Below are 19478 nucleotides of genomic sequence, written 5' to 3' on the forward strand. Positions count from 1 at the left end.
TTTTATAAAGCAGTAAGTCCGCCATCAATGATTAATTCAGAGCCCGTCATAAAAGAAGATTCATCAGTAGCCAAAAATAAAACTCCATAAGCAATTTCTTCTAATTTTGCGCCTCTTCCCATAGGTGTTATTGAAAGTGCACCATTCTCAAAATCTTGTGCTCCTTTCATGTCTTTGGTCATCGGTGAAGCTACATAGCCCGGATGAACAGAATTGACACGGATATTGTCTTTCGCCAATTCTACCGCCGCCCCTTTGGTGTAAATTCTGGAACCGCCTTTTGATGCCGTGTAAGCCGTACCATTGGATGAACCGGTAATACCACCAACAGAAGAGATGTTAATAATGGAACCACCGCCAAGTTTTCGCATATAAGGTACAACGGTTTTAACGCCTATAAACTGACCTAAAAGATTAACTGCAATTACCTTGTTAAATTCTTCTACGGTTCTATCTTCCAAAGGGCTCATTACGTTTCCAAGAATACCGGCATTATTGACCAACACATCAATTTTACCAAATGTCGCTTCCGCTTTTTGTGCAACCTCTTTCCAACTCTCTTCCGATGACACATCATGAACCATGTAATCGGCTATACCACCATCAGCTATTATTTCTGCAACAACGCCTTTTAGTTTTTCTTCCTGCACATCCGTGATGAGTACTTTTGCGCCTTCTTTTGCAAACATTTTTGCTTCTACTGCTCCCATACCACCAGCTGCTCCTGTAATAATAGCGACTTTGTTTTCTAATCTGTTCATTTTTACTTTTGTTTTAAATTATTTAAATTAAGAATAAGTCCGCGACTTACACATTTCCATAAATATTCGATTCTCCGCCATCAATGGCAATGGTTTGTCCGTTCACATAAGACGCATCCTCACTTAATAGAAAGGCGACTACTTTAGCAATTTCGTGCGGCAATCCCAGTCGTTTGGTGGGGTTACGCTGGGCATATTCTGTTTCTGCTGCTTTAGGATCGGCTGGGTTTACCTGCTTAAAGGCTTCAGCAACCATAGGAGTAAGGATCGCTCCCGGCGCAATCGCGTTGGTATTGATTCCGTAGCGTCCGTATTCAAGCGCTGCATTTTTTGTCATTCCCGAAACCGCATGTTTACTGGCTACATAAGGCATCTGGTTTAAAACTCCACGGATACCGCCTACAGAGGCAACATTTACAATGCGTCCGTAGTTTTGTTTTTGCATCACCGGAATAACATAACGCAACCCATAGTAAACGCCCATTAGGTTAATGTCAATCACTTTTTTGAAAATAGCGACATCATATTCAGTTATTCCGGCTTGTTTTCCCTCGATTCCGGCATTGTTGTATAAACCATCAATGCGACCAAATGCTTTTACGGTTTCATCGACATAATTTTTTACGGCATCTTCATTGGAAACATCCGCCACAACTGTGATGATTTTAACGGCAGGATATTGACTGTTGATTTCCTTTTTGGCTTCTTCTAAACTATTTTCATTATAATCTACAAGTGTAAGATTTGCTCCTCGTGAAGCCAATTCTTTTGCGGTTGCCAAACCAAGACCCATAGCCGCACCTGTGATGATAACGACTTTATTTTCTAAATTTTTCATATTGTTAAATTTAATTATTGTGCCAGTCCAATTTGTTTCATAAACGATTGATACAGCATAAATATTTGTGGGTTATTTTTCCGTCTGTTATTTTAATGGTTTTAATTACTTTTTTGATTTTTGATATGGATTAAGCATTAATTTAGTTGTTGGCATAAAGATTCTTTTATTAGAAAGAGCAATGGTAACAGTTTTAGGAAAAATTGTTGTTAAATTAAGAAATAAGCTTTGCGTGATACTATTCGCTTGGTTGTGATAGAAGGAGTAAAGCTGAAAAATTGTTTCTGGGTTACTTTCACTCTTGAAAAGCAACCCACGCCATTTGTAGTGACCGTTTTTCAATTTGGGAATTAAGCGATGTACTTTTTCTTGGGCAACAAAGCTTATAAAAGGAGCCTCAAATTCTGTGGTAGCGAAATCAATAAAATGTTCTATTCTACCTTTTATTCCGATGATTAGCTTTTGAAAATCATGCTGATGAAGCTCATTTGTGGAAGCAGCTATTTTTTTCGCTTCTTTTTCTGTCAATTGAAAAATGTATAAAGCTTGTATCATCTTCGCTCAGCTAAGGAAATAGAATTTCAATAAATTGGTCTCTTCGGAAAACTTAAAATACAGCTTAGTTTTGTCAGGCTTTGCGGATATTCCTCAGTACAAATCAATGATCTTTGTAATAAAAGCTGTTATTTTGTATATGGATAAAGATAACGATATTTTTTGTGAATTTTTATATTTAATATTTTTTTGCTGTAAAAGTTGCTTAACTCGATAACAGATTTTTTATTCCAATTGTTGCTGTCCTTCAGACAGATACTGCTTCAGCCACTGCGGATTTGAGCAAGTCTGCTAATGTATTGGCAGCAACATTTCCAATAGTTTATCAATCTTAAATTGAACTTCGTTTTGGATAGTCGGCCCCTAGCTTTTATAGGGGATAATGAGCTAAAAATTTTATTAAATATAATTACCTTTAGCCAATTGTTAAAAACTAACTATGACAGAAATCTTTAAAATTTTTCGTGTTACAGCAGCAGAATCAGAGAAGATAATTCATTCTGTGAATGAACCCCATACCCACACTTTTGAAGAGCTCATCATAGGCGGGCAAGGACAGCTCGAACATTTTATAGATTTTAAATCTCACTTGATGGATGCGCCTTTTATTAGTTTTGTAACTCAGGGGAAAATCCATCGCGTCAGGCCTCTTCTTAAAGATGGTAAATGCGATATATGGGCGTTAAGGTTCAAAAGTGAATTTATTGCAGAAACGACCTTCAGCCTTTATGCATCATTCCACGACAAGGCCAATATTCAAATGCAGAGTACTCAATGCTTTGAAAGGTTAGACACGATCTGCAAAATAATTTTTGACGAATATCTACAGGATACTCCTGATCTGGCCGTAATCAGACAATTACTAAGTACCCTTTTTACTATCATAGAATCTGAACGTCGTAAACTAAATCTGGACGATAAAGAGTCTAAGAAAATACAAGGCTCAACTTTTAAAAATTTTCTGATATTATTGGAAGAACATTATAAGGAACATAAGGATGTCAATTTTTATGCAAATAAACTTTTTATGAGCTCGCGCAATCTGAACCTTATTTGCCAAAATATATTACAGTAAAGTGTTTCGGAAATTATCGAAATCCGCAAACTTACAGAGGCCAAAAATCTTTTGATGTCCACTGATAAGAATGTGGCCGAAATAGGTTATCAACTTGGTTATAATGAAAAAAGCTATTTTACCCATACTTTTAAACGCAAGACAGGAATGACTCCTACCGATTTTAGGGAGGAAATGCAGAAGATACTTTCTTGATAGCACAAGCATTCTTCCAAAAATCGTTAGCATCGCCTTGTTGTTATAGAACTATTTTTACTATTGAAAGCAGCAATTATGGATGGTAAATTATAAGTCTGAAACCCTGTAATTAATTGGATTTGTCCTAATTAAATTTATACTCATTGTGTAATCAAAAGTTTATCCGGATCTTCCGATTTCTATAGGCAGCTTGCAATTTTAACTTACACTGTGCTTTTTAGGTGTATACCACTATTTGTTTCATAAATTTTGCGCATTTGTTTCATAGGTCAGAATTAAGATTTAGCTCTTAACTTTCTGTCAGGGCTAAGTTAGGATGTCCAGATTTAAATTTGATAAAAGCACCACAGTTTTGATTTCTGTTGATTGACTGTTCGACAATGAGAATTGCTACTGTAATCATATTATTTAATTCATAAGTGGCGGAGTTTATTTGAAAATGCTGGATAACAGATTCTATTTCGCTTTGCCATTTCAGTAGCTGTTCTAAAACCTTTATTAAGTCGGTTTCATAGCGTACAATACCAACGTTTTTACTTATTAAATGTTGTAGTTTTTCTTTAAATTGAATCAGGTAAGCCGAATTGATTTTGGTTTTATCAGTTAGCCCTAAATCAGAAACAGGGGATTTGGGTTTGAGGGATACAAGGGAATCATCCGATAAGTAATGATAAATTTTATCGGAATAAACTAAGGCTTCCAACAACGAATTAGAAGCGAGTCTATTGGCGCCATGCAAGCCAGTTTGAGAACACTCACCGCACGCGAATAAGTTTTCTACGCTCGTTTTTCCATTTTTGTCAACCGCAATACCGCCACAAAGGTAGTGTTGTGCAGGTATAACGGGAATCCAGTCTTTTGTAATGTTTATTCCGATGTCCATACAATGCTGATGAATCATTGGAAAATGTTTTATGAAAGCGTTTATATCCAGATGGGTGCAATCAAGATAAATACAACGATCGCCTGTTTTTTTTAGTTCCAAATCGATACTTTGCGAAACAATATCTCGGGAAGCCAATTCTCCTCTGTCATCATAATTTAGCATAAAGCGTGAGCCTTTTTTGGTTCGTAAATAGGCACCAAAACCTCTTACTGCTTCCGAAATTAAAAATTTGGAACCCTGAGAATCATCGTATAGAGCCGTAGGGTGAAATTGAATGAATTCCATATCCTTGATTGTGGCATTTGCTCGAAAAGCCATCGCAATCCCGTCTCCCGTGGCAATAACGGGATTGGTCGTATGTCCGTAAAGATGACCGATTCCGCCGGTGGCTAGTAAGGTATAATCTGATTGAAAACAGAGGATTTCGTTTGTCTTTTGGTTTAATGCATAAGCACCTTGGCAACAGCCGTTTTGCACAATTAAGTCAAGGGCAAAATGATGATCTAAAATATGAATGTTCTTTTTTTTATGAGCTTCTGAAAGGATGGTGCGCTCAATTTCAAACCCGGTTTGGTCTTTGTGATGCACAATCCTGTTTTGTGAGTGGCCTCCTTCTTTGCCTAAATCAAAATTCCCTTTGGAGTTTCTGTCAAATTTGGCTCCCCATTCTATGAGTTCTTTTAGTCGTTTTGAACCTTCAGTAACTACCATTTCAACGACTGACTCATCACAAATACCATCGCCACATATCAAGGTGTCCTGAATGTGTTTTTGACAGGAATCTTCGTCTTCATCCAGGACAATGGCGATGCCACCCTGCGCATATTTGGTATTGGATTCGTCTTCAGCAGATTTTGTTATAATCGTAACTTTTTTATCAGGGAAACGATCCGCAATTTTGATGGCAAAAGTCAATCCTGCCACTCCTGAACCTATGATTAAATAATTACTGCTTGTCATTATTTTGATAGTTCTAGCATTCGTTCGATAGGGATTAAGGCTTTGATTCTGATCTCTTCACTAACATTGATTTCCGGTGATTCGTTGAGCAGACAATCGTATAATTTTTGCAAAGTATTCATTTTCATGTAACCGCATTCGCTACAGGCACAAGTGTTATCTTCTTTCGCAGGAGCCGGAATCAATGTTTTATCAGGGACCAACTGTTGCATTTTATGAAGGATTCCCACTTCGGTGGCAACAATAAATTGGTCGTTAGAGTTGGTTTTTACATAATCAATCATTCCTGCCGTGGAGCCAATATAGCTTGCCGTTTCCAGAATAGGAGTTTCTGATTCCGGATGCGCAATGATGGTCGCATTGGGGTGTAATTTGTGGACTTCGATCAGTTTGTCTAGTGAAAAAGCCTCGTGTACTACACAGGAACCGTCCCAAAGTAGCATATCGTGTCCGGTTTTACTGATGATGTATTTCCCTAAATTTTTATCCGGGGCAAAAATAATTGGAACATCTTTCGGGATTGATTCCACAATTTTGATCGCATTAGAAGAAGTGCAAACAATATCACTCAAGGCCTTAATTTCGGCAGAACAGTTCACATAGGTAATGACAATGTGGTCAGGATGGTTGTCGATGAATTCCTTGAACAAATCCGGCGGACAGGATTCGGCCAAGGAACATCCGGCTTTCAAATCGGGGAGAATTACTTTCTTGTCCGGGTTCAAAATTTTTGCGGTTTCGGCCATAAAGTGTACACCAGCAAAAACGATAATATCGGCATCTACATTCATGGCTTCTTGGGATAGACCTAAACTATCCCCAACATAATCAGCTACATCTTGAATAGCAGCCTCTTGGTAATAATGCGCCAGAATGACCGCCTTCTTTTCTTTTTTAAGTTTTATTATCTGCTCTTTGAGATTTTTCATTTCTCTTATCGATTTAATTATATTTCCAAAGTTTTCAAGGAATTAAAAGTATCTCAATAAATCATCAGAGTCTATGACAATTATCAGGTTTTCAAGGTTTTTTGGATAAGCTTGTATTGTGATAGCATTAAATTAAATAATCGATGAGAATCATTCTACTAAGGATCCGTTTTTTTATTAAAAAATGATATAAATGGCTCGAGTTTATTTTTTTGGTAATGAATTAGTTAAAAGATTTGTTCTCTTTTCAGCTTGTGTTTTTAGGGATTAATACCTCAAGAAAGTATCTCCTGATTTAATTCCCATTGCTAATTCCTCTAGATTGGTGTTTTCGAGCATGTTGGCAAGATTGTTTCTGATTTCTTTGAATCTATCATGAACAGGACAGGGATGCGTTTCTGAACAATGACTTAATCCCAGACCGCAGCCTGTAAACACCCTATCTCCGTCAATTGCTGCTACTATTTGTATTAGTTTGATTTGGCTCATTTTTTCTTTAGGTATTTCAAAGCCACCACCCACGCCTTTGATCGAATGGATAATGTTACTTTTGGACAGTATTTGTAAAATTTTGGCCGTAAAAGCTTCGGGAGAATCTATTTTTTCGGCTATGTCTTTTAACCCCACACGATTATCCTGATAAGATTGGGAGGCTATAAAAATAGTGGCGCGTATGCCGTATTCACAGGTTTTGGAAAACATATTTGGTTTTTTACAAATTTATTGAAATTAGTTTCAATCTCTTGCAATTATTTTTATTCTTTCAGCGGATTGAAATAAGCTGATAATAAGTATTATAAGTCCTGTGGGAAGCCCAATACTGGCTATAAAAAGATTTTGATGGTACATAGGGAATTCGCCCAGGCCAAAAAACAGATAAGCGCCCTGCATGAATAACAGCATTTCGGTTGCCACAAAACCTGCCAGAAAGATTTTTAGGCCCAAGCTGACCCAAATATTAGTCCCGTTTAGGAATTTGTTTTGCAAAGTAAATCCTAATAAAAAACCGCTGATAATTCCCAACATGGTTAAATGGATATATCCAATGACAAAATTGCGAATTTGATGCGAAACCTGATCCAATCCTGGCAGTAAAGCGACCATTTGAATCCCGACTTTTAGCCCCAATGAAAGTAAGGCAAAACCGTAAATTAGTTTCTCAATTCTTTTTAGCGTCGAAAAGAAAATGTGAAATTTGGGTTTAATGATTTTTATAAATACACCAAAAGCAACCAATTGCAGTGTTACTCCCAAGGCATTAATCCAATAAAAAACAGGATTGTCAAGATACCAGCTGACCGGTAGAGCCAAAGTGAGAATCGTTGATGCAATTAATAAACTATAGAATAATTGGAAATTTTTTTCGTCAATTTTGGCTTTAAGTTGATTGAAGAACAAGGCTAAAACAGCAAATAGAAACCAACCGTTAAATTGAAAATGCAAGAAAAATTGAATCGCAATTTGATAAAAAGCACTTGCTTTTCCAAGTAAACCCACCGCAGGTCCTAGACACCAAACCCCTACCGTGGATACTACCATAAAAACCAAAGCAGCTCGTAACAGTTTTTCTTCAGACAAGGAGGATGGTTGTGCATCTTTCCATATTCGTCTGCAAAAAATATAACTACAAAAAATATGTAAAGTAGAAAAAGCAATCGAAAATAAAGCATAGCCTTCAACAGGAAAGCGAAACATCATGCCTATGACACTGAATTGAGTAACCCAAAACAGGCGGTTGTAAACAGCTTTTTGTTGTGCTTCTTTGTTTAAAAAAAAATGAACGATTAGGCTGTACAACATCAAATAGACCCAGCCGAGCATCGCTACATGTGAATGTCCGTGCAATAAAAACTGAAAATTTATCCATTCGACAGGAGTAACATACATCAGACGGAGCAACAGTCCCATCACAGAGGCGATGAAAAAATTAACAAAACAAGTTACCAACCAATGCTGCTTCATAGTCAATTTCTAAAATGTTTTTTTTAGTTATCTAGGAACTTTTTTATTTAAAATACAAAGTGTATTGTTCTAAATAGGAGGCGATTTCCTGTTGCATAGGCTTTTTATTAGCCTCTTCAATAGCGTTGATTTTATGTTTCAACGGAAGTAAATAATTGTGTAATTGATCGTGGGCTTCTCCCGTCATGGTACATTTTTTAAAGATTATGGCGAATTCGGTGTTTAATTTTTCTTTTAAAACTGCAGCACTTTCTCCTTGATTGGAAGCCAAAATTAGTGTCTGTAAGGCTTTAATTCCACTAGTTGTTTCTGGATTAGCTTCCCATGGCTGGCCGTTGTTTAGGTTCACTTTTGGAGGCGTTTGGGTTTCTGTGGCAACTTTTTCAGTACTCGCTGAGTTTGTTTTTTGCTCCTCTTTTTTTTGACAAGCTATAAAAGTAATGGACAAAAGAACTACTGTTAACGCATTTATTTTTTTCATCTTAGTGTTGTTTTTATATCCAAAAAGGATCGTTTTCGTTTTCTGTAAAAGTTGCTCGGGTATGAATGCTGTTAATTTTAGACAGCTGTTCGGCTGTTGCTATTTGCTGAATTTCGGCAAATAAAATGCGTTCCTCAAAACGAATATGGTTTTGTAATTCTTTTTCAATTTGCAGCAAATATATTTCTAAAACTGTTTTTTGCTCAAATAAATAGCGCAAATTTTTATGTTCGGACAAGGCTTGTTGTACAAGCTCATTTTTTGAATCTAAAACAGGAAAAATGTATTTTTCTTCCAATTCAAAATGTGGTTTCAGATGATTTTCATAAAACCAATCGGCATATTTTTTAATACGTTCGAGTGGTATTTTTTTTGAAAATCCAGTTCTAATTTTCCAGCACAACTGTAATCCATGATGATGATCGTGGCTCAAAGGCTGTAGTTCAGGAACTCTTTTTAAAGGTTTTTTTTCTGTCATTTTTATAAAATTTAGAAACCGCCAAAACGGATAAATGTACCAAAAACAAGCATCAATACGCCAATTAAGGTAACAGCAACGATGTGAAAAGTCATCTCTGGTAATTTATTCGGGTCGTTTTTAAGCTTGGGTAATACTCGAAATTGCGCGCTTAATGCGAAAGCTACTGTAAGTAATAATAAAAGTAGTTTTGTAGAAACGACTTTCTCTATAGGGCTGTCAAAATGAAACCAATATTCAATGCTGACATTGTATTTATAAGCCATCAAAACACCTGAAATTACCAGTAGAACCAAAGCAGTCATACCTATAGCTTCATACTTTTTTTCGTAATTCAGAATTATATTTTGATCTTTGGTTTTAAGGGCTTGAGGTAAATAAGCAAATACCAACAATAAATGGCCGCCTACCCAAAGAGCTGCACATAAAAGGTGAATGATGAGTAATAAATGATGATCCATGTTTGTTGTTTAATATTTGAAAGATATTCTTTCTTTTTAAATTAGCCTCTAAAATGTACTTTAATTCTTGATGTTGAAAGCGTCAATCGTTCTAATTCCCTATTGGAATAGTCTAGTTTTTCCAATGTAGGTACTCCGTTTACAAAAAACTGAAGGTAATAATTACCCGAATAATTGTTCTTTTCTAAATGGCCAATCATCATTCGAACTTCTTTTTCGGGCATTAAATCCGAATGCACCGTGGTACGAACTTCAAACGGAATCCCGCTTTCAATCAATAAGCGCAGGGATTTTTCAAAAGAAGAAAATAAATCAGACTGCGTTATTTTCTCAAAATGAGCAGGCAGAGCCTTAAAATCCAAAGCGAGGTAATCAATCAGCTTTTTTTCGATCAGTTCTTTTAAAACAGTTGGTTTAGAACCATTAGTATCAATTTTTACCAAGAAACCCATTTTTTTGACGGCAACAATCAGCTCGATTATGTTTTGATGCAACAGACATTCGCCTCCGCTGAAGACAACTGCATCTAATAAATTTTTGCGGGAGCGCAAGAAATCAAGCGCTTTTTCGAAAGACAATGTACCTTTCCCAAGAACAATTTCGGGATTATAACAATACAAACACCGCATATTACAGCCCGCAAACCAAAGAATACAGGCGGATTGATGCGGATAATCCAACAAAGTAAAAGGCGTTATGCTGTAGATGGGCTTAGTTGCATTTTCCTTCATTGAAGTGGGTGCGTTGTTTGTGTTCGCCTTTCTTTCCAATATTAAAACTTTCTACCGGTCTGTGATAGCCCATAACTCGGGTGTATACGAGGCATTTGGTGCGTAATTCTTGATTTTGATCTAAAATTTGGTTGGTTGTTAGTTTCATTTTTATGGCTTTTTAATTATGATTTTTTTAAAACTCGATAAATTTTGCTTTCTCCGCGATTATGATTTCATCGCATTTTGGACAGTATTCATGTTCGCCATTCAAATAACCATGAATTGGACAAACACTAAATACGGGAGTAACGGTAATATAAGGTAATTTGAAATTTGAAATAACTTTCTTTACAAACTGTTTGCAAGCTTCGGGAGAACTGATTTTTTCGCTCATGTACAAATGCAAAACGGTTCCACCGGTGTATTTGCATTGTAATTCATCTTGTAAAAATAGTGCTTCAAAAGGATCTTCGGTGTGGTCAACCGGTATCTGAGAACTGTTCGTATAATAAATATTTTCTTGCTGTCCGGCTTGAATGATATTTGGAAAACGTTTTTTGTCTTCTTTAGCAAATCGATACGTAGTTCCTTCGGCGGGCGTGGCTTCCAGATTGTAGAGATTTCCGGTTTCCTCCTGAAATTCCTTCATTCGGTTGCGGATATGATCCAACACTTCGGACGCAAATTCAATTCCTGTTAGGGAACTAATGTCGTCCTTATTCTCCGTAAAATTAGCAATCATCTCGTTCATACCGTTGACCCCAATGGTAGAGAAATGATTCCTAAAATGCTGTAAATATCTTTTGGTGTACGGATACAAACCGCGGTCGTACATTTCCTGGATGAAAGCTCTTTTTTTCTCTAAAGTCGATTTGGAAAGGAATAATAATTTATCCAATTGTTGGAATAATTCGGTTTTATTTCCTTTGAATAAATAGCCCAAACGCGCCATATTGATGGTTACTACACCGATGCTTCCCGTCATTTCGGCGCTGCCAAAGAGACCGTTACCGCGCTTTAATAATTCGCGCAGATCGAGTTGCAATCGGCAACACATAGAGCGTACGGCATTGGGCTTATAAGCTTCGGGATTGTCCATCTTATTTCCGTTTTCATCCAATTTATATTGGCTTCCAATGAAGTTTTGGAAATAGGAAGAGCCTATTTTGGCGGTGTTTTCAAAAAGTAAATTGGTGTTTTCTCCGTTCCAATCAAATTCTTCGGTGATGTTCACCGTTGGGATAGGGAAGGTAAAAGGCTGTCCGCTGGCATCACCTTCGGTCATCACGGTATAATATGCCTTATTGATGAGGTTCATTTCTTTTTGGAAATGTTCGTAACGCAAATCGGTCAGCTTTTTTATGCCGCGTTCTTTGGCTCTGGCCAAAATATTTTTACTGTTAATATTTTCGAATAGATGATGGTCATTTTTCGTTGGAATTTGAGTTTTCAAATCTTCGGGAACCACCCAATCCAATGTAATATTGGTAAAAGGCGATTGGCCCCAGCGCGCAGGTACATTCAAATTGTAAACAAAACTGCGGACGGCTTTCAAGATATCATCAAAGGATAAATTGTCTTTGAAAACATAGGGTGCCAAATAAGTATCAAAAGAACTGAAAGCTTGCGCTCCGGCCCACTCGCTTTGCAATATTCCAAGGAAATTGGCCATTTGTCCCAGCGCTTCCCTAAAATGAGAAGGAGCTTTACTTTCCACACGACCGCGAACGCCGTTAAAACCTTCGTTTAGTAAAACCCGCAAACTCCAGCCCGCACAATAACCTGTCAGGCAATCCAGATCGTGAATGTGAATGTCACCATTGCGGTGTGCATAAGCCTCTTCTTTGGTATAGACTTTATCCAGCCAATAATTGGCAATGATTTTTCCTGCTGTATTGTTCACTAAACCTGCATTAGAGTAGGAAGTATTCGCATTGGCATTGATACGCCAATCCGTTTGTTCAATGTATTCTTCTATGGTTTGGCTGCTGTCAACGTAAGTTGTGTCCTCATTCAATCCGTTAACATGTTCGCGTTGCAATTTCCGACTGTGACGAAAAAGCATGAAGGAACGCATGACTTCAAAATATCGTTTTTCGAAAAGTGTTTTTTCGATCAAATCCTGAATTTCTTCCACGACCCAGATTTCTTTAAATTGCAATCCAGCCAAAACAGTTTCAAAAACACTTTCATCAAAGGCTTTGGTGACGCTGTTAAAACTTTTTTCGAGCGCATCTTGTATTTTAAAAGGTTCAAAAGGTTTATGATCCCCGTTTCTTTTGATAACATATTTTTCCATAGCTTTTGATGATTTTGATTTAGATGAATGTTTTTTCCTATTCTTGTCTGGAGAATTTTTTCTCTAATGCAGCTGCTTTTGGGAACAAAATATTGTTTTCCAAATGAATGTGTTTGTGCAAATCCTGTTCGAAATCTTGCAGCATGGCAAAAGTCACTTGGTAGGTATTGCAACCATCGGCCGGTGGTGTATAGTTATTCGTTAATGTTGCAATTTTTACAAAACGATCGCCTTCGGCTTCATGTTCGTGCATCATCATGGCAATCGGGTTTTCTAATGATCCAAAGTGGGCTTCTTCAATTAGTTCGTCGGTAAGGCTTGCTTTTACCATTTTTTTGATGAAAGGAAACAAGATCAATTCTTCTTTTTTCATGTGTTGAGCCAATTCTCCAGCACAACCTTTGAATAATTCGTTGATTTCAAACAATTCAGGATGTGCAGCACCGTGCACTTTGCATAATTTGTCTAAAAAAGGAAGTAAAATCTGGGTTTTTTCTTCCACATAACGATGGTGGGTTTTCTCGATATAATCGACCAACAAATCCAATGGCCAAGATTCAAAATCAATCGAATTTTCATTTTTGGTTGCCAGAATGCTATTGATTTCATCCAATAGTAGATTTGCATCGATGGCTTTATTTTCGCAGGCTTCTTCTATAGTTCGGTTTCCCTTGCAACAAAAATCGATTTTGTATTTTGAGAAAATAGCTGCCGTCCTAAAATCTTTTGCGACATATTGTCCTATTGTTGTTTGTTCTAAAGTTTCCATATTTATTATTTTTTATATTAATTATTGTTTTACAAAATTAGCGATTATTTTTAATAAAAGACAAATTTATCCGAAATTAAATTTTAAACAATTTGTTTTCATAAAATAATAGCTGTCAGTGTTGTAGGTTGTCTTTTTTTGCCTATTTTCTATTTTTTAATATTGAATAAAAATTATAACCAAATATGATTTAAATCATGTTTTAAAGATTTTTTATATGGTTATTTTGCCCAAAACAAATAAAGGATGTTTTTGTCCTTTATTGAAAAATCAAATTTATTTATTAATTAAAACTGATACTTATGCTTTCAAAATCACAAGCTAGAGCATTTTTTTTGGGAGGAACACTGGTCACCTTTTTAATCTTTATAGGATTGACTATTTATTCCTTTATGCCCAGAAACGATCAAACCAATTACAAAGAAATTACCAAGGAGGTAGTCAGAGGAAAAGAAATCTGGGAATCCAACAATTGCATGGGATGTCATAGCATTATGGGTGAAGGCGGCTATTATGCACCTGAATTGACAAAAGTGTTGGAACGTCGCGGCGAAGGCTATGTCAAGGCTGTTTTGATGTCTCCGGTGCCTTGGGCTCCAAAAGGCCGAAAAATGGTCGCTTATAAAATGAATGAGGCCGATGCCAATGCGATGGTCGCTTATTTTAAATGGATTGGTAAACTGGACTTGAACGGATTCGACAGAGTCGTTTCACCATTAGCACAAGAAAATAATTAATACAAATAGATATGAATTCGCCACTTAAAACAAGTTTGTTGAAAACAAACACCATAAAAAAAAAGGCGATATCATATTTGACCGATAACAAATAAAATTTACAAATATGAAATATAAATCACAAAAAGTTGCCTATTGGTTTTTTGGCTTGTGTATGTTGCTGTTTTCGTTGCAGATCGTATATGGCTTTATTATGGGTTTTGACCGAATAGGAATACAAGGATTACACGAGATTATTCCTTTTAACGTGGCAAGAGCCGTGCATACCAATTTGTTAGTGGTATGGCTGTTAACGGGTTTTATGGGCGCTGCTTATTATATTATACCAGAAGAAGCCCAACATGAATTAATCAGCGTCAAATGGGCTTATGTCCAGTTGATATCCCTGGCTGTTGTGGGAGTTGTTGCCATTGTAGGTTTTCACTTTAACCATTGGGAAGGTAGAAAATTTCTTGAGATTCCTAGAGAGTTAGACTATCTGGTTGTTGTCAATGTATTGCTTTTCTTGTTTTTAATTATAGGAACGCTGTACAAAGGAAAACAGAAAACGACCACGGCAATAGTGCTGGTAATGGGATTGTTCTTCGCCGCTTTGCTTTATATCCCCGGAATGATTTGGTTTGATAGTCAGGTAATGGATTCTTTTTTCCGCTGGTGGGTGGTTCACCTTTGGGTTGAAGGAGTTTGGGAATTAATCATGGGAGGTATTTTATCTTTCTTATTAATCAAATTAACTGGTGTAGATAGAGAGGTTATCGAAAAATGGTTGTACGTGATTGTAGGTCTTACTTTCCTTTCAGGAGTTCTTGGAACAGGCCATCATTACTATTACATTGGAGTCAATAAGATTTGGTTAATCGTTGGCGGAATATTCTCTGCATTAGAACCTTTGGCTTTCTTGGCCATGGCTTTATTCGCGGTAAACATGTACCGAAAAGGCGAGAAAAGCCATCCAAATAAAATTGCTTTATTCTGGACAATTGGTGCGTCTATCGTTTCTTTTGTTGGAGCTGGATTGCTGGGTTTCGCGCACACCTTACCACAAACTAATCTGTACACGCACGGAACATTAGTTACGGCCATGCACGGTCATTATGCCTTTTGGGGCGCTTATGCGATGATTGTTTTAGCAATTATAAGCTATGCGCTTCCTAATTTAACAGGCCGAAAACGCTACAACAGTACGCAAGGAAATATGGCATTTTGGTTGTCTAATATCGGGATGCTTGGAATGACAGTTGCCTTTGGGGTGGCCGGAGTTGTTCAGGTGTACATGGAACGTAAACTGAAAATGGATTTCATGGATGTTCAAAACGAAATCAGCATTCACTTTGTAGTCTTACTAATTTGTGCGACCATGTTTACCACGGGAATTGCTCTTTTCATATATGATTTTGTCAAGTACGGCAGACCTACTGATGAAGCCTTAGAAGGACCACAAAACGGAAATCTTTCTTCTTCTGAAATAAAAATAGGTCGCTATCCTGCTTCAAAACAAAAGATTACCATTTCTGAAGAAATAAATTAGTTCACTTCAATACTTTATTATTGCCAACAAAACTCATTCCTATTTGAATACAGCACTTGAAACCGTATGTAAACAGTAGAATGGGTTTTGTTTTTAAAACAAACTTATGTCAGTAAAAATTCCATATTACCAAGCTGTAGGTAAAGAAAAAGAAGTCTTTGAACATGCCTATAAAAATAAAATTCCTTTTTTATTGAAAGGACCTACAGGAACCGGGAAATCTCGTTTCATAGAGCACATGGCTCATGTATTGGATAAAAAAATCATTACGATTAGTTGCCACGAAGAAACTTCTTCTACGGATTTAATTGGTCGTTTTATTATCAAAGGGGCCGAAACCGTTTGGCTTGATGGTCCATTAACAACGGCTGTGAAAGAAGGTTCCATTATTTATTTGGATGAGGTAGCCGAAGCACGTCCCGATGTTATTGTGGCCATTCACTCTTTGACCGATCATAGACGCGAACTTTTTATCGATAAATTAGGCGAAACCGTAAAAGCACATGAAGATTTTATGCTCGTTGCTTCGTTCAATCCGGGTTATCAAAGAGGATTTAAAGAACTGAAACCTTCCACAAGACAGCGATTCATTGCCGTTTCATTTGAATACCCAGAGTCAAAAATTGAGATAGAAATTTTGGTTAACGAAACCCAAGTGGAACATGATATTGCCAAAAAATTGGTCGCCATCGGGAATAAAATCAGAAACTTAACGGAATTAGGTTTAACCGAAACCGTTTCTACCCGTTTGTTAGTCGATGCGGCCAAAATTATTCAAAGCGGACTCCCAAAAAGATTAGCCGTACATGTTGCCGTGGTAGAACCCTTAACGGACGATTTGCAAACATTAGTAGCGCTGAAAGATTTGTGCGATTTGATGATATAGAAAAGAGTGGTCAGTAATCAGTCTCGAGAGTTATCGGGATTAGTGGTCAGTTGCAATGACTAAAAATTAAAAAAAATGGGATTTGAATTAGACGAATATTTAGTCGGAAAGTTTTTTAAACACTTAAAAAAGAGTAAAAAAATTGAGCCCGAAATTGTAGCGAGAACTGTTATCCTGAATGACATTAAACCACGATTGACGATTTTGGCACGCGCATTAACCGGAAATCCAATCGATATTTTTCCTGCGGAAAGGGAAGGAGGTTATAAAAACAACAACTTTTTCCTTCCGGTTTCCTTTGCAGAACTGCCAACGACCGCTGAGAATCTGACCTTCTATCTTTTCAGAATTTTGTATCTCAGCATTCAACAGCGTTTGGAATTCAATTGGAAATCTTCAGAGAGAGAGCAATCCTTGGAACTTTCGCAACAAAAAGCATTGGAAACATCCGAAAAAATTCTGTCTGTTTTATTCGAAGAATACTCAATCGATGCCGATTTCCATTCGAAAGTAAAAAATCATTTTGCTAAAAAAGCAACCGATAAAATCCCTGCCGATTATTCCTGGTTGTACGGAAAATGGATGCAGAACGAAATCGAACTCAATAGCGATAAAAGATTGGAGAATTTCTCGGATAAAACCAAAAAAGGAAACGAGCTGCAACCGACAACTACACTAAAAGCAACAGCTGTAGAAGAAGTAATTACGGTTGAATTGGATAAAAAACAACAGGAAGATTATGTGATGTTGCATAATTTTGAAAAGGTAGAAACGGCCGAAGAATTCAATGGGGTTTGGCGCGATTTTGATGGTTCTGATGAACTGGAAGAACATCAGGACGCATTAGAAGAGTTGAATATGAAATTTACGGTTCGAGTGGATGATACCGCGCATTCGGTTTATCAGGCGGATTTTATTGAAAACACCACCATCTCAGAAAGTGCCGAAGTGGATGCCAAAGGTTTTCACTTAATGTATGACGAATGGGATTTTGACAAGCGACAATACAAGGAAAATTTCTGCAAAGTATATCCCAAATCACAACAAAAATCGGATAGCGGTTATTACCAAAGAACCATTAAAAAAAATGCTTCTACATTAATGGGCTTGCGCAAAATGTTGACGAGCGTCAACAACAAAATGCAGCAACAACGCCGACAAACCCAAGGGGAAGAATTTGATATCGATGCCATCACAGATTTGTATGTGGATGTACATTCCAAACGAACTCCTTCCGAAAAAATATTCATTTCGAATCGGAAAAAAGAGAAAGATTTATCTATTCTGATTCTTTTGGACATCAGTCTTTCCAGTGATGGCTATGCCGCGGGAAATAGGGTGATTGATGTAGAAAAGGAAGTGTCGATACTCTTTGGAGAAATGTTGAATGAATTCAATATCGATTTCTCGATTGACAGTTTTTATTCTAAAACCCGTAATTATTCGACTTATTTGACGGTCAAAGATTTTGATGAAAAATGGAATGTGGCCAAACACAAAATTGGCGCTGTAGAACCCAATGGGTACACCCGAATCGGGGCTGCCTTGCGACATGCCGGCGCACGACTCGACAAAAGAAGCACCAAAAACAAATGGGTCATCCTGATTTCTGACGGAAAACCGAATGATTACGATAAATACGAAGGCAAGTACGGTATCAATGACGTGAAACAAGCTCTTCGGGAACTCAATAACAGAAATATCAATTCTTATGCGCTGGCCATTGAAGCTCAGGCAAAATATTATTTGCCTCAAATGTTCGGGCAAAATCATTATCAGATTCTGACAACTCCGGTAGAATTGTTGCAGTCCTTAGTGAAATTGTACGAGAAAATTAAACATCAAAAATAGAATTTAACCATTAAGAATTAAGTTTTATTTAGAAAAAGACTTTTTGATATTTAAATTAAAATGAAAACGAAATACATCTTAAAGTCTTAATTCTCTTAATCCCTTAATGGTTCAAAATTCATTTAAAAATCACCTTATAATGAACGAAACAGCAAATACTACAACGCTTCCTGAAGGACATCCTGTTCAGGTTTATTTTCAGGAAAGAGAGATTATCTACAAACTTTTAGAAGAGTTAGCCGATGCAGATCCTGCTGAGGATATACAGAAATATATTAATATTTTCAATCAACTCGATACCATCGAGAAACGATTTGCCCGAAAAGAAAATCAGCTTTTCCCTTTTTTGGAGAAAAAGGATTGGCTGGGGCCTTCACAAGGAATGTGGTCATTTCATGACAATTTGAGAGAGCAGATCCGACTGATTCGATATTATATCAAGACCTCGAATCCGGAAAAAATAAGCATAAATACGGGTTTCCTGATTGATGGAATTTATAGATTAATGCATGTTGAAGAAACGGTTTTGTTTCCCAATGCTTTAGAACTGTTGACTGAAACGGATTGGATCGAAATGCGCAAAGGCGAGGAAGAAATAGGTTGGATGTTACCCCAAGCTCCAGCTCCTTTTCCGAGTGTGGCTTATGTGCATCCGAGTGAAGATTTTACCATTCGAGAAATGCCTTTTTCATTAGAAAACACTTCGCATTATGACGAAGGGCACATGACAGTGGAACAGGTAAATTTATTGTTCAGAACAATGCCTTTGGACCTTACTTATGTGGATGAAAACGACAAAGTTATTTTTTACAATAGGGGAGAAGAACGCGTTTTTCCTAGAAGTGCGGGAATCATTGGACGTGAGGTGAAATTTTGCCATCCGCCAAAAAGCGTGGGTACGGTTCTGAAAATTCTGGACGAATTTAGAAAAGGAACCAAAAGCGAATCCTCGTTTTGGATTAATTACAAAGAGCGATTGATCTACATTCGGTATTTCGCAGTTAGGGATGCCGATATGAACTATAAAGGCGTTATCGAAATGTCTCAGGATATTACCGATATCAAGAAAATTGAAGGCGAAAAACGATTACTGGATTGGGAATAAATTAGT

19 protein-coding genes and 1 pseudogene are annotated in these 19478 nt (G+C 37.0%); 7 read left to right on the forward strand and 13 right to left on the reverse strand.

The window, feature by feature from the left end:
- Positions 1-2 precede the first annotated feature (2 nt).
- From BUB25_RS13200 to BUB25_RS13210, 3 genes are all read right to left on the reverse strand, one after another.
- The gene (locus BUB25_RS13200; protein WP_072945137.1) at positions 3-761 is read right to left on the reverse strand and encodes an SDR family NAD(P)-dependent oxidoreductase; all 759 of its coding nucleotides are present in this window, start codon (positions 759-761) and stop codon (positions 3-5) included.
- A gap of 46 nt (positions 762-807) precedes the next feature.
- A complete protein-coding gene (locus tag BUB25_RS13205; protein WP_072945139.1) occupies positions 808-1599 on the reverse strand; it encodes a glucose 1-dehydrogenase in 792 nt (263 codons plus the stop codon).
- A 105-nt stretch (positions 1600-1704) separates the two neighbouring features.
- Positions 1705-2154 carry a hypothetical protein gene (locus BUB25_RS13210; RefSeq protein WP_072945141.1) on the reverse strand — a complete coding sequence of 150 codons (450 nt, stop codon included), beginning with the start codon at positions 2152-2154 and terminating at the stop codon, positions 1705-1707.
- Positions 2155-2593: 439 nt separating this feature from the next.
- Here BUB25_RS13210 and BUB25_RS13215 point away from each other — a divergent pair, with 439 nt between their 5' ends.
- Both BUB25_RS13215 and BUB25_RS16750 read left to right on the forward strand, forming a co-directional pair.
- The gene (locus BUB25_RS13215; protein WP_244533828.1) at positions 2594-3229 is read left to right on the forward strand and encodes an AraC family transcriptional regulator; all 636 of its coding nucleotides are present in this window, start codon (positions 2594-2596) and stop codon (positions 3227-3229) included.
- 12 nt (positions 3230-3241) lie between these two features.
- A complete protein-coding gene (locus tag BUB25_RS16750; protein ID WP_317047072.1) occupies positions 3242-3424 on the forward strand; it encodes a helix-turn-helix domain-containing protein in 183 nt (60 codons plus the stop codon).
- Between the two features lie 292 nt (positions 3425-3716).
- On the opposite strand, the gene nadB is transcribed toward BUB25_RS16750, so the two are convergent.
- From nadB to ric, 10 genes and pseudogenes are all read right to left on the reverse strand, one after another.
- Entirely contained in the window at positions 3717-5273 is a 1557-nt protein-coding gene (nadB, locus tag BUB25_RS13220; protein ID WP_072945143.1) for an L-aspartate oxidase, read from the reverse strand.
- Positions 5273-6202, reverse strand: a complete 930-nt coding sequence (nadA, locus tag BUB25_RS13225; RefSeq protein ID WP_072945145.1) for a quinolinate synthase NadA — start codon at positions 6200-6202, stop codon at positions 5273-5275. The genes nadB and nadA overlap by 1 nt, the downstream gene beginning before the upstream one ends.
- Positions 6203-6469: 267 nt before the next feature.
- Entirely contained in the window at positions 6470-6904 is a 435-nt protein-coding gene (locus BUB25_RS13230; RefSeq protein ID WP_072945147.1) for an RrF2 family transcriptional regulator, read from the reverse strand.
- Between the two features lie 33 nt (positions 6905-6937).
- The gene (locus BUB25_RS13235) at positions 6938-8164 is read right to left on the reverse strand and encodes a hypothetical protein (RefSeq protein ID WP_072945149.1); all 1227 of its coding nucleotides are present in this window, start codon (positions 8162-8164) and stop codon (positions 6938-6940) included.
- Between the two features lie 43 nt (positions 8165-8207).
- Complete coding sequence (locus tag BUB25_RS13240; RefSeq protein WP_072945151.1) at positions 8208-8645, reverse strand: hypothetical protein; 438 nt, start codon at positions 8643-8645, stop codon at positions 8208-8210.
- A 13-nt stretch (positions 8646-8658) separates the two neighbouring features.
- Complete coding sequence (locus BUB25_RS13245; protein ID WP_072945153.1) at positions 8659-9123, reverse strand: hemerythrin domain-containing protein; 465 nt, start codon at positions 9121-9123, stop codon at positions 8659-8661.
- An 11-nt stretch (positions 9124-9134) separates the two neighbouring features.
- Entirely contained in the window at positions 9135-9584 is a 450-nt protein-coding gene (locus BUB25_RS13250; protein WP_072945154.1) for a CopD family protein, read from the reverse strand.
- Positions 9585-9625: 41 nt separating this feature from the next.
- Positions 9626-10315 (reverse strand): anaerobic ribonucleoside-triphosphate reductase activating protein, encoded by a 690-nt coding sequence (locus tag BUB25_RS13255; protein WP_072945156.1) that lies wholly within the window; start codon positions 10313-10315, stop codon positions 9626-9628.
- Positions 10296-12596 (reverse strand): annotated as a pseudogene (locus BUB25_RS13265) (ribonucleoside triphosphate reductase). The gene BUB25_RS13255 and the pseudogene BUB25_RS13265 overlap by 20 nt, the downstream one beginning before the upstream one ends.
- Positions 12597-12633: 37 nt before the next feature.
- The gene (ric, locus tag BUB25_RS13270; RefSeq protein WP_072945161.1) at positions 12634-13365 is read right to left on the reverse strand and encodes an iron-sulfur cluster repair di-iron protein; all 732 of its coding nucleotides are present in this window, start codon (positions 13363-13365) and stop codon (positions 12634-12636) included.
- Between the two features lie 302 nt (positions 13366-13667).
- Between ric and BUB25_RS13275 the strand changes: the two genes are divergently transcribed.
- From BUB25_RS13275 to BUB25_RS13295, 5 genes are all read left to right on the forward strand, one after another.
- Complete coding sequence (locus BUB25_RS13275) at positions 13668-14102, forward strand: c-type cytochrome (protein ID WP_072945163.1); 435 nt, start codon at positions 13668-13670, stop codon at positions 14100-14102.
- 106 nt (positions 14103-14208) lie between these two features.
- Complete coding sequence (locus BUB25_RS13280; protein ID WP_072945164.1) at positions 14209-15630, forward strand: cbb3-type cytochrome c oxidase subunit I; 1422 nt, start codon at positions 14209-14211, stop codon at positions 15628-15630.
- Between the two features lie 106 nt (positions 15631-15736).
- Entirely contained in the window at positions 15737-16516 is a 780-nt protein-coding gene (locus tag BUB25_RS13285; protein ID WP_072945166.1) for a CbbQ/NirQ/NorQ/GpvN family protein, read from the forward strand.
- A gap of 75 nt (positions 16517-16591) precedes the next feature.
- Positions 16592-18367: a nitric oxide reductase activation protein NorD gene (locus tag BUB25_RS13290; protein WP_072945167.1), complete on the forward strand. Its 1776-nt coding sequence runs from the start codon at positions 16592-16594 to the stop codon at positions 18365-18367.
- 139 nt (positions 18368-18506) lie between these two features.
- A complete protein-coding gene (locus BUB25_RS13295; protein WP_072945169.1) occupies positions 18507-19472 on the forward strand; it encodes a DUF438 domain-containing protein in 966 nt (321 codons plus the stop codon).
- Positions 19473-19478: the final 6 nt, after the last annotated feature.

Source organism: Flavobacterium granuli, from assembly GCF_900129705.1.
Classification (GTDB): Bacteria; Bacteroidota; Bacteroidia; order Flavobacteriales; family Flavobacteriaceae; genus Flavobacterium; species Flavobacterium granuli.

What these genes read in the sequence shown, in the direction of transcription:
- BUB25_RS13200 (WP_072945137.1), bottom strand. Translation starts at nt 761, where the DNA reads ATGAACAGATTAGAAAACAAAGTCGCTATTATTACAGGAGCAGCTGGT.
- BUB25_RS13205 (WP_072945139.1), bottom strand. Translation starts at nt 1,599, where the DNA reads ATGAAAAATTTAGAAAATAAAGTCGTTATCATCACAGGTGCGGCTATG.
- BUB25_RS13210 (WP_072945141.1), bottom strand. Translation starts at nt 2,154, where the DNA reads ATGATACAAGCTTTATACATTTTTCAATTGACAGAAAAAGAAGCGAAA.
- BUB25_RS13215 (WP_244533828.1), top strand. Translation starts at nt 2,594, where the DNA reads ATGACAGAAATCTTTAAAATTTTTCGTGTTACAGCAGCAGAATCAGAG.
- nadB (WP_072945143.1), bottom strand. Translation starts at nt 5,273, where the DNA reads ATGACAAGCAGTAATTATTTAATCATAGGTTCAGGAGTGGCAGGATTG.
- nadA (WP_072945145.1), bottom strand. Translation starts at nt 6,202, where the DNA reads ATGAAAAATCTCAAAGAGCAGATAATAAAACTTAAAAAAGAAAAGAAG.
- BUB25_RS13230 (WP_072945147.1), bottom strand. Translation starts at nt 6,904, where the DNA reads ATGTTTTCCAAAACCTGTGAATACGGCATACGCGCCACTATTTTTATA.
- BUB25_RS13235 (WP_072945149.1), bottom strand. Translation starts at nt 8,164, where the DNA reads ATGAAGCAGCATTGGTTGGTAACTTGTTTTGTTAATTTTTTCATCGCC.
- BUB25_RS13240 (WP_072945151.1), bottom strand. Translation starts at nt 8,645, where the DNA reads ATGAAAAAAATAAATGCGTTAACAGTAGTTCTTTTGTCCATTACTTTT.
- BUB25_RS13245 (WP_072945153.1), bottom strand. Translation starts at nt 9,123, where the DNA reads ATGACAGAAAAAAAACCTTTAAAAAGAGTTCCTGAACTACAGCCTTTG.
- BUB25_RS13250 (WP_072945154.1), bottom strand. Translation starts at nt 9,584, where the DNA reads ATGGATCATCATTTATTACTCATCATTCACCTTTTATGTGCAGCTCTT.
- BUB25_RS13255 (WP_072945156.1), bottom strand. Translation starts at nt 10,315, where the DNA reads ATGAAGGAAAATGCAACTAAGCCCATCTACAGCATAACGCCTTTTACT.
- ric (WP_072945161.1), bottom strand. Translation starts at nt 13,365, where the DNA reads ATGGAAACTTTAGAACAAACAACAATAGGACAATATGTCGCAAAAGAT.
- BUB25_RS13275 (WP_072945163.1), top strand. Translation starts at nt 13,668, where the DNA reads ATGCTTTCAAAATCACAAGCTAGAGCATTTTTTTTGGGAGGAACACTG.
- BUB25_RS13280 (WP_072945164.1), top strand. Translation starts at nt 14,209, where the DNA reads ATGAAATATAAATCACAAAAAGTTGCCTATTGGTTTTTTGGCTTGTGT.
- BUB25_RS13285 (WP_072945166.1), top strand. Translation starts at nt 15,737, where the DNA reads ATGTCAGTAAAAATTCCATATTACCAAGCTGTAGGTAAAGAAAAAGAA.
- BUB25_RS13290 (WP_072945167.1), top strand. Translation starts at nt 16,592, where the DNA reads ATGGGATTTGAATTAGACGAATATTTAGTCGGAAAGTTTTTTAAACAC.
- BUB25_RS13295 (WP_072945169.1), top strand. Translation starts at nt 18,507, where the DNA reads ATGAACGAAACAGCAAATACTACAACGCTTCCTGAAGGACATCCTGTT.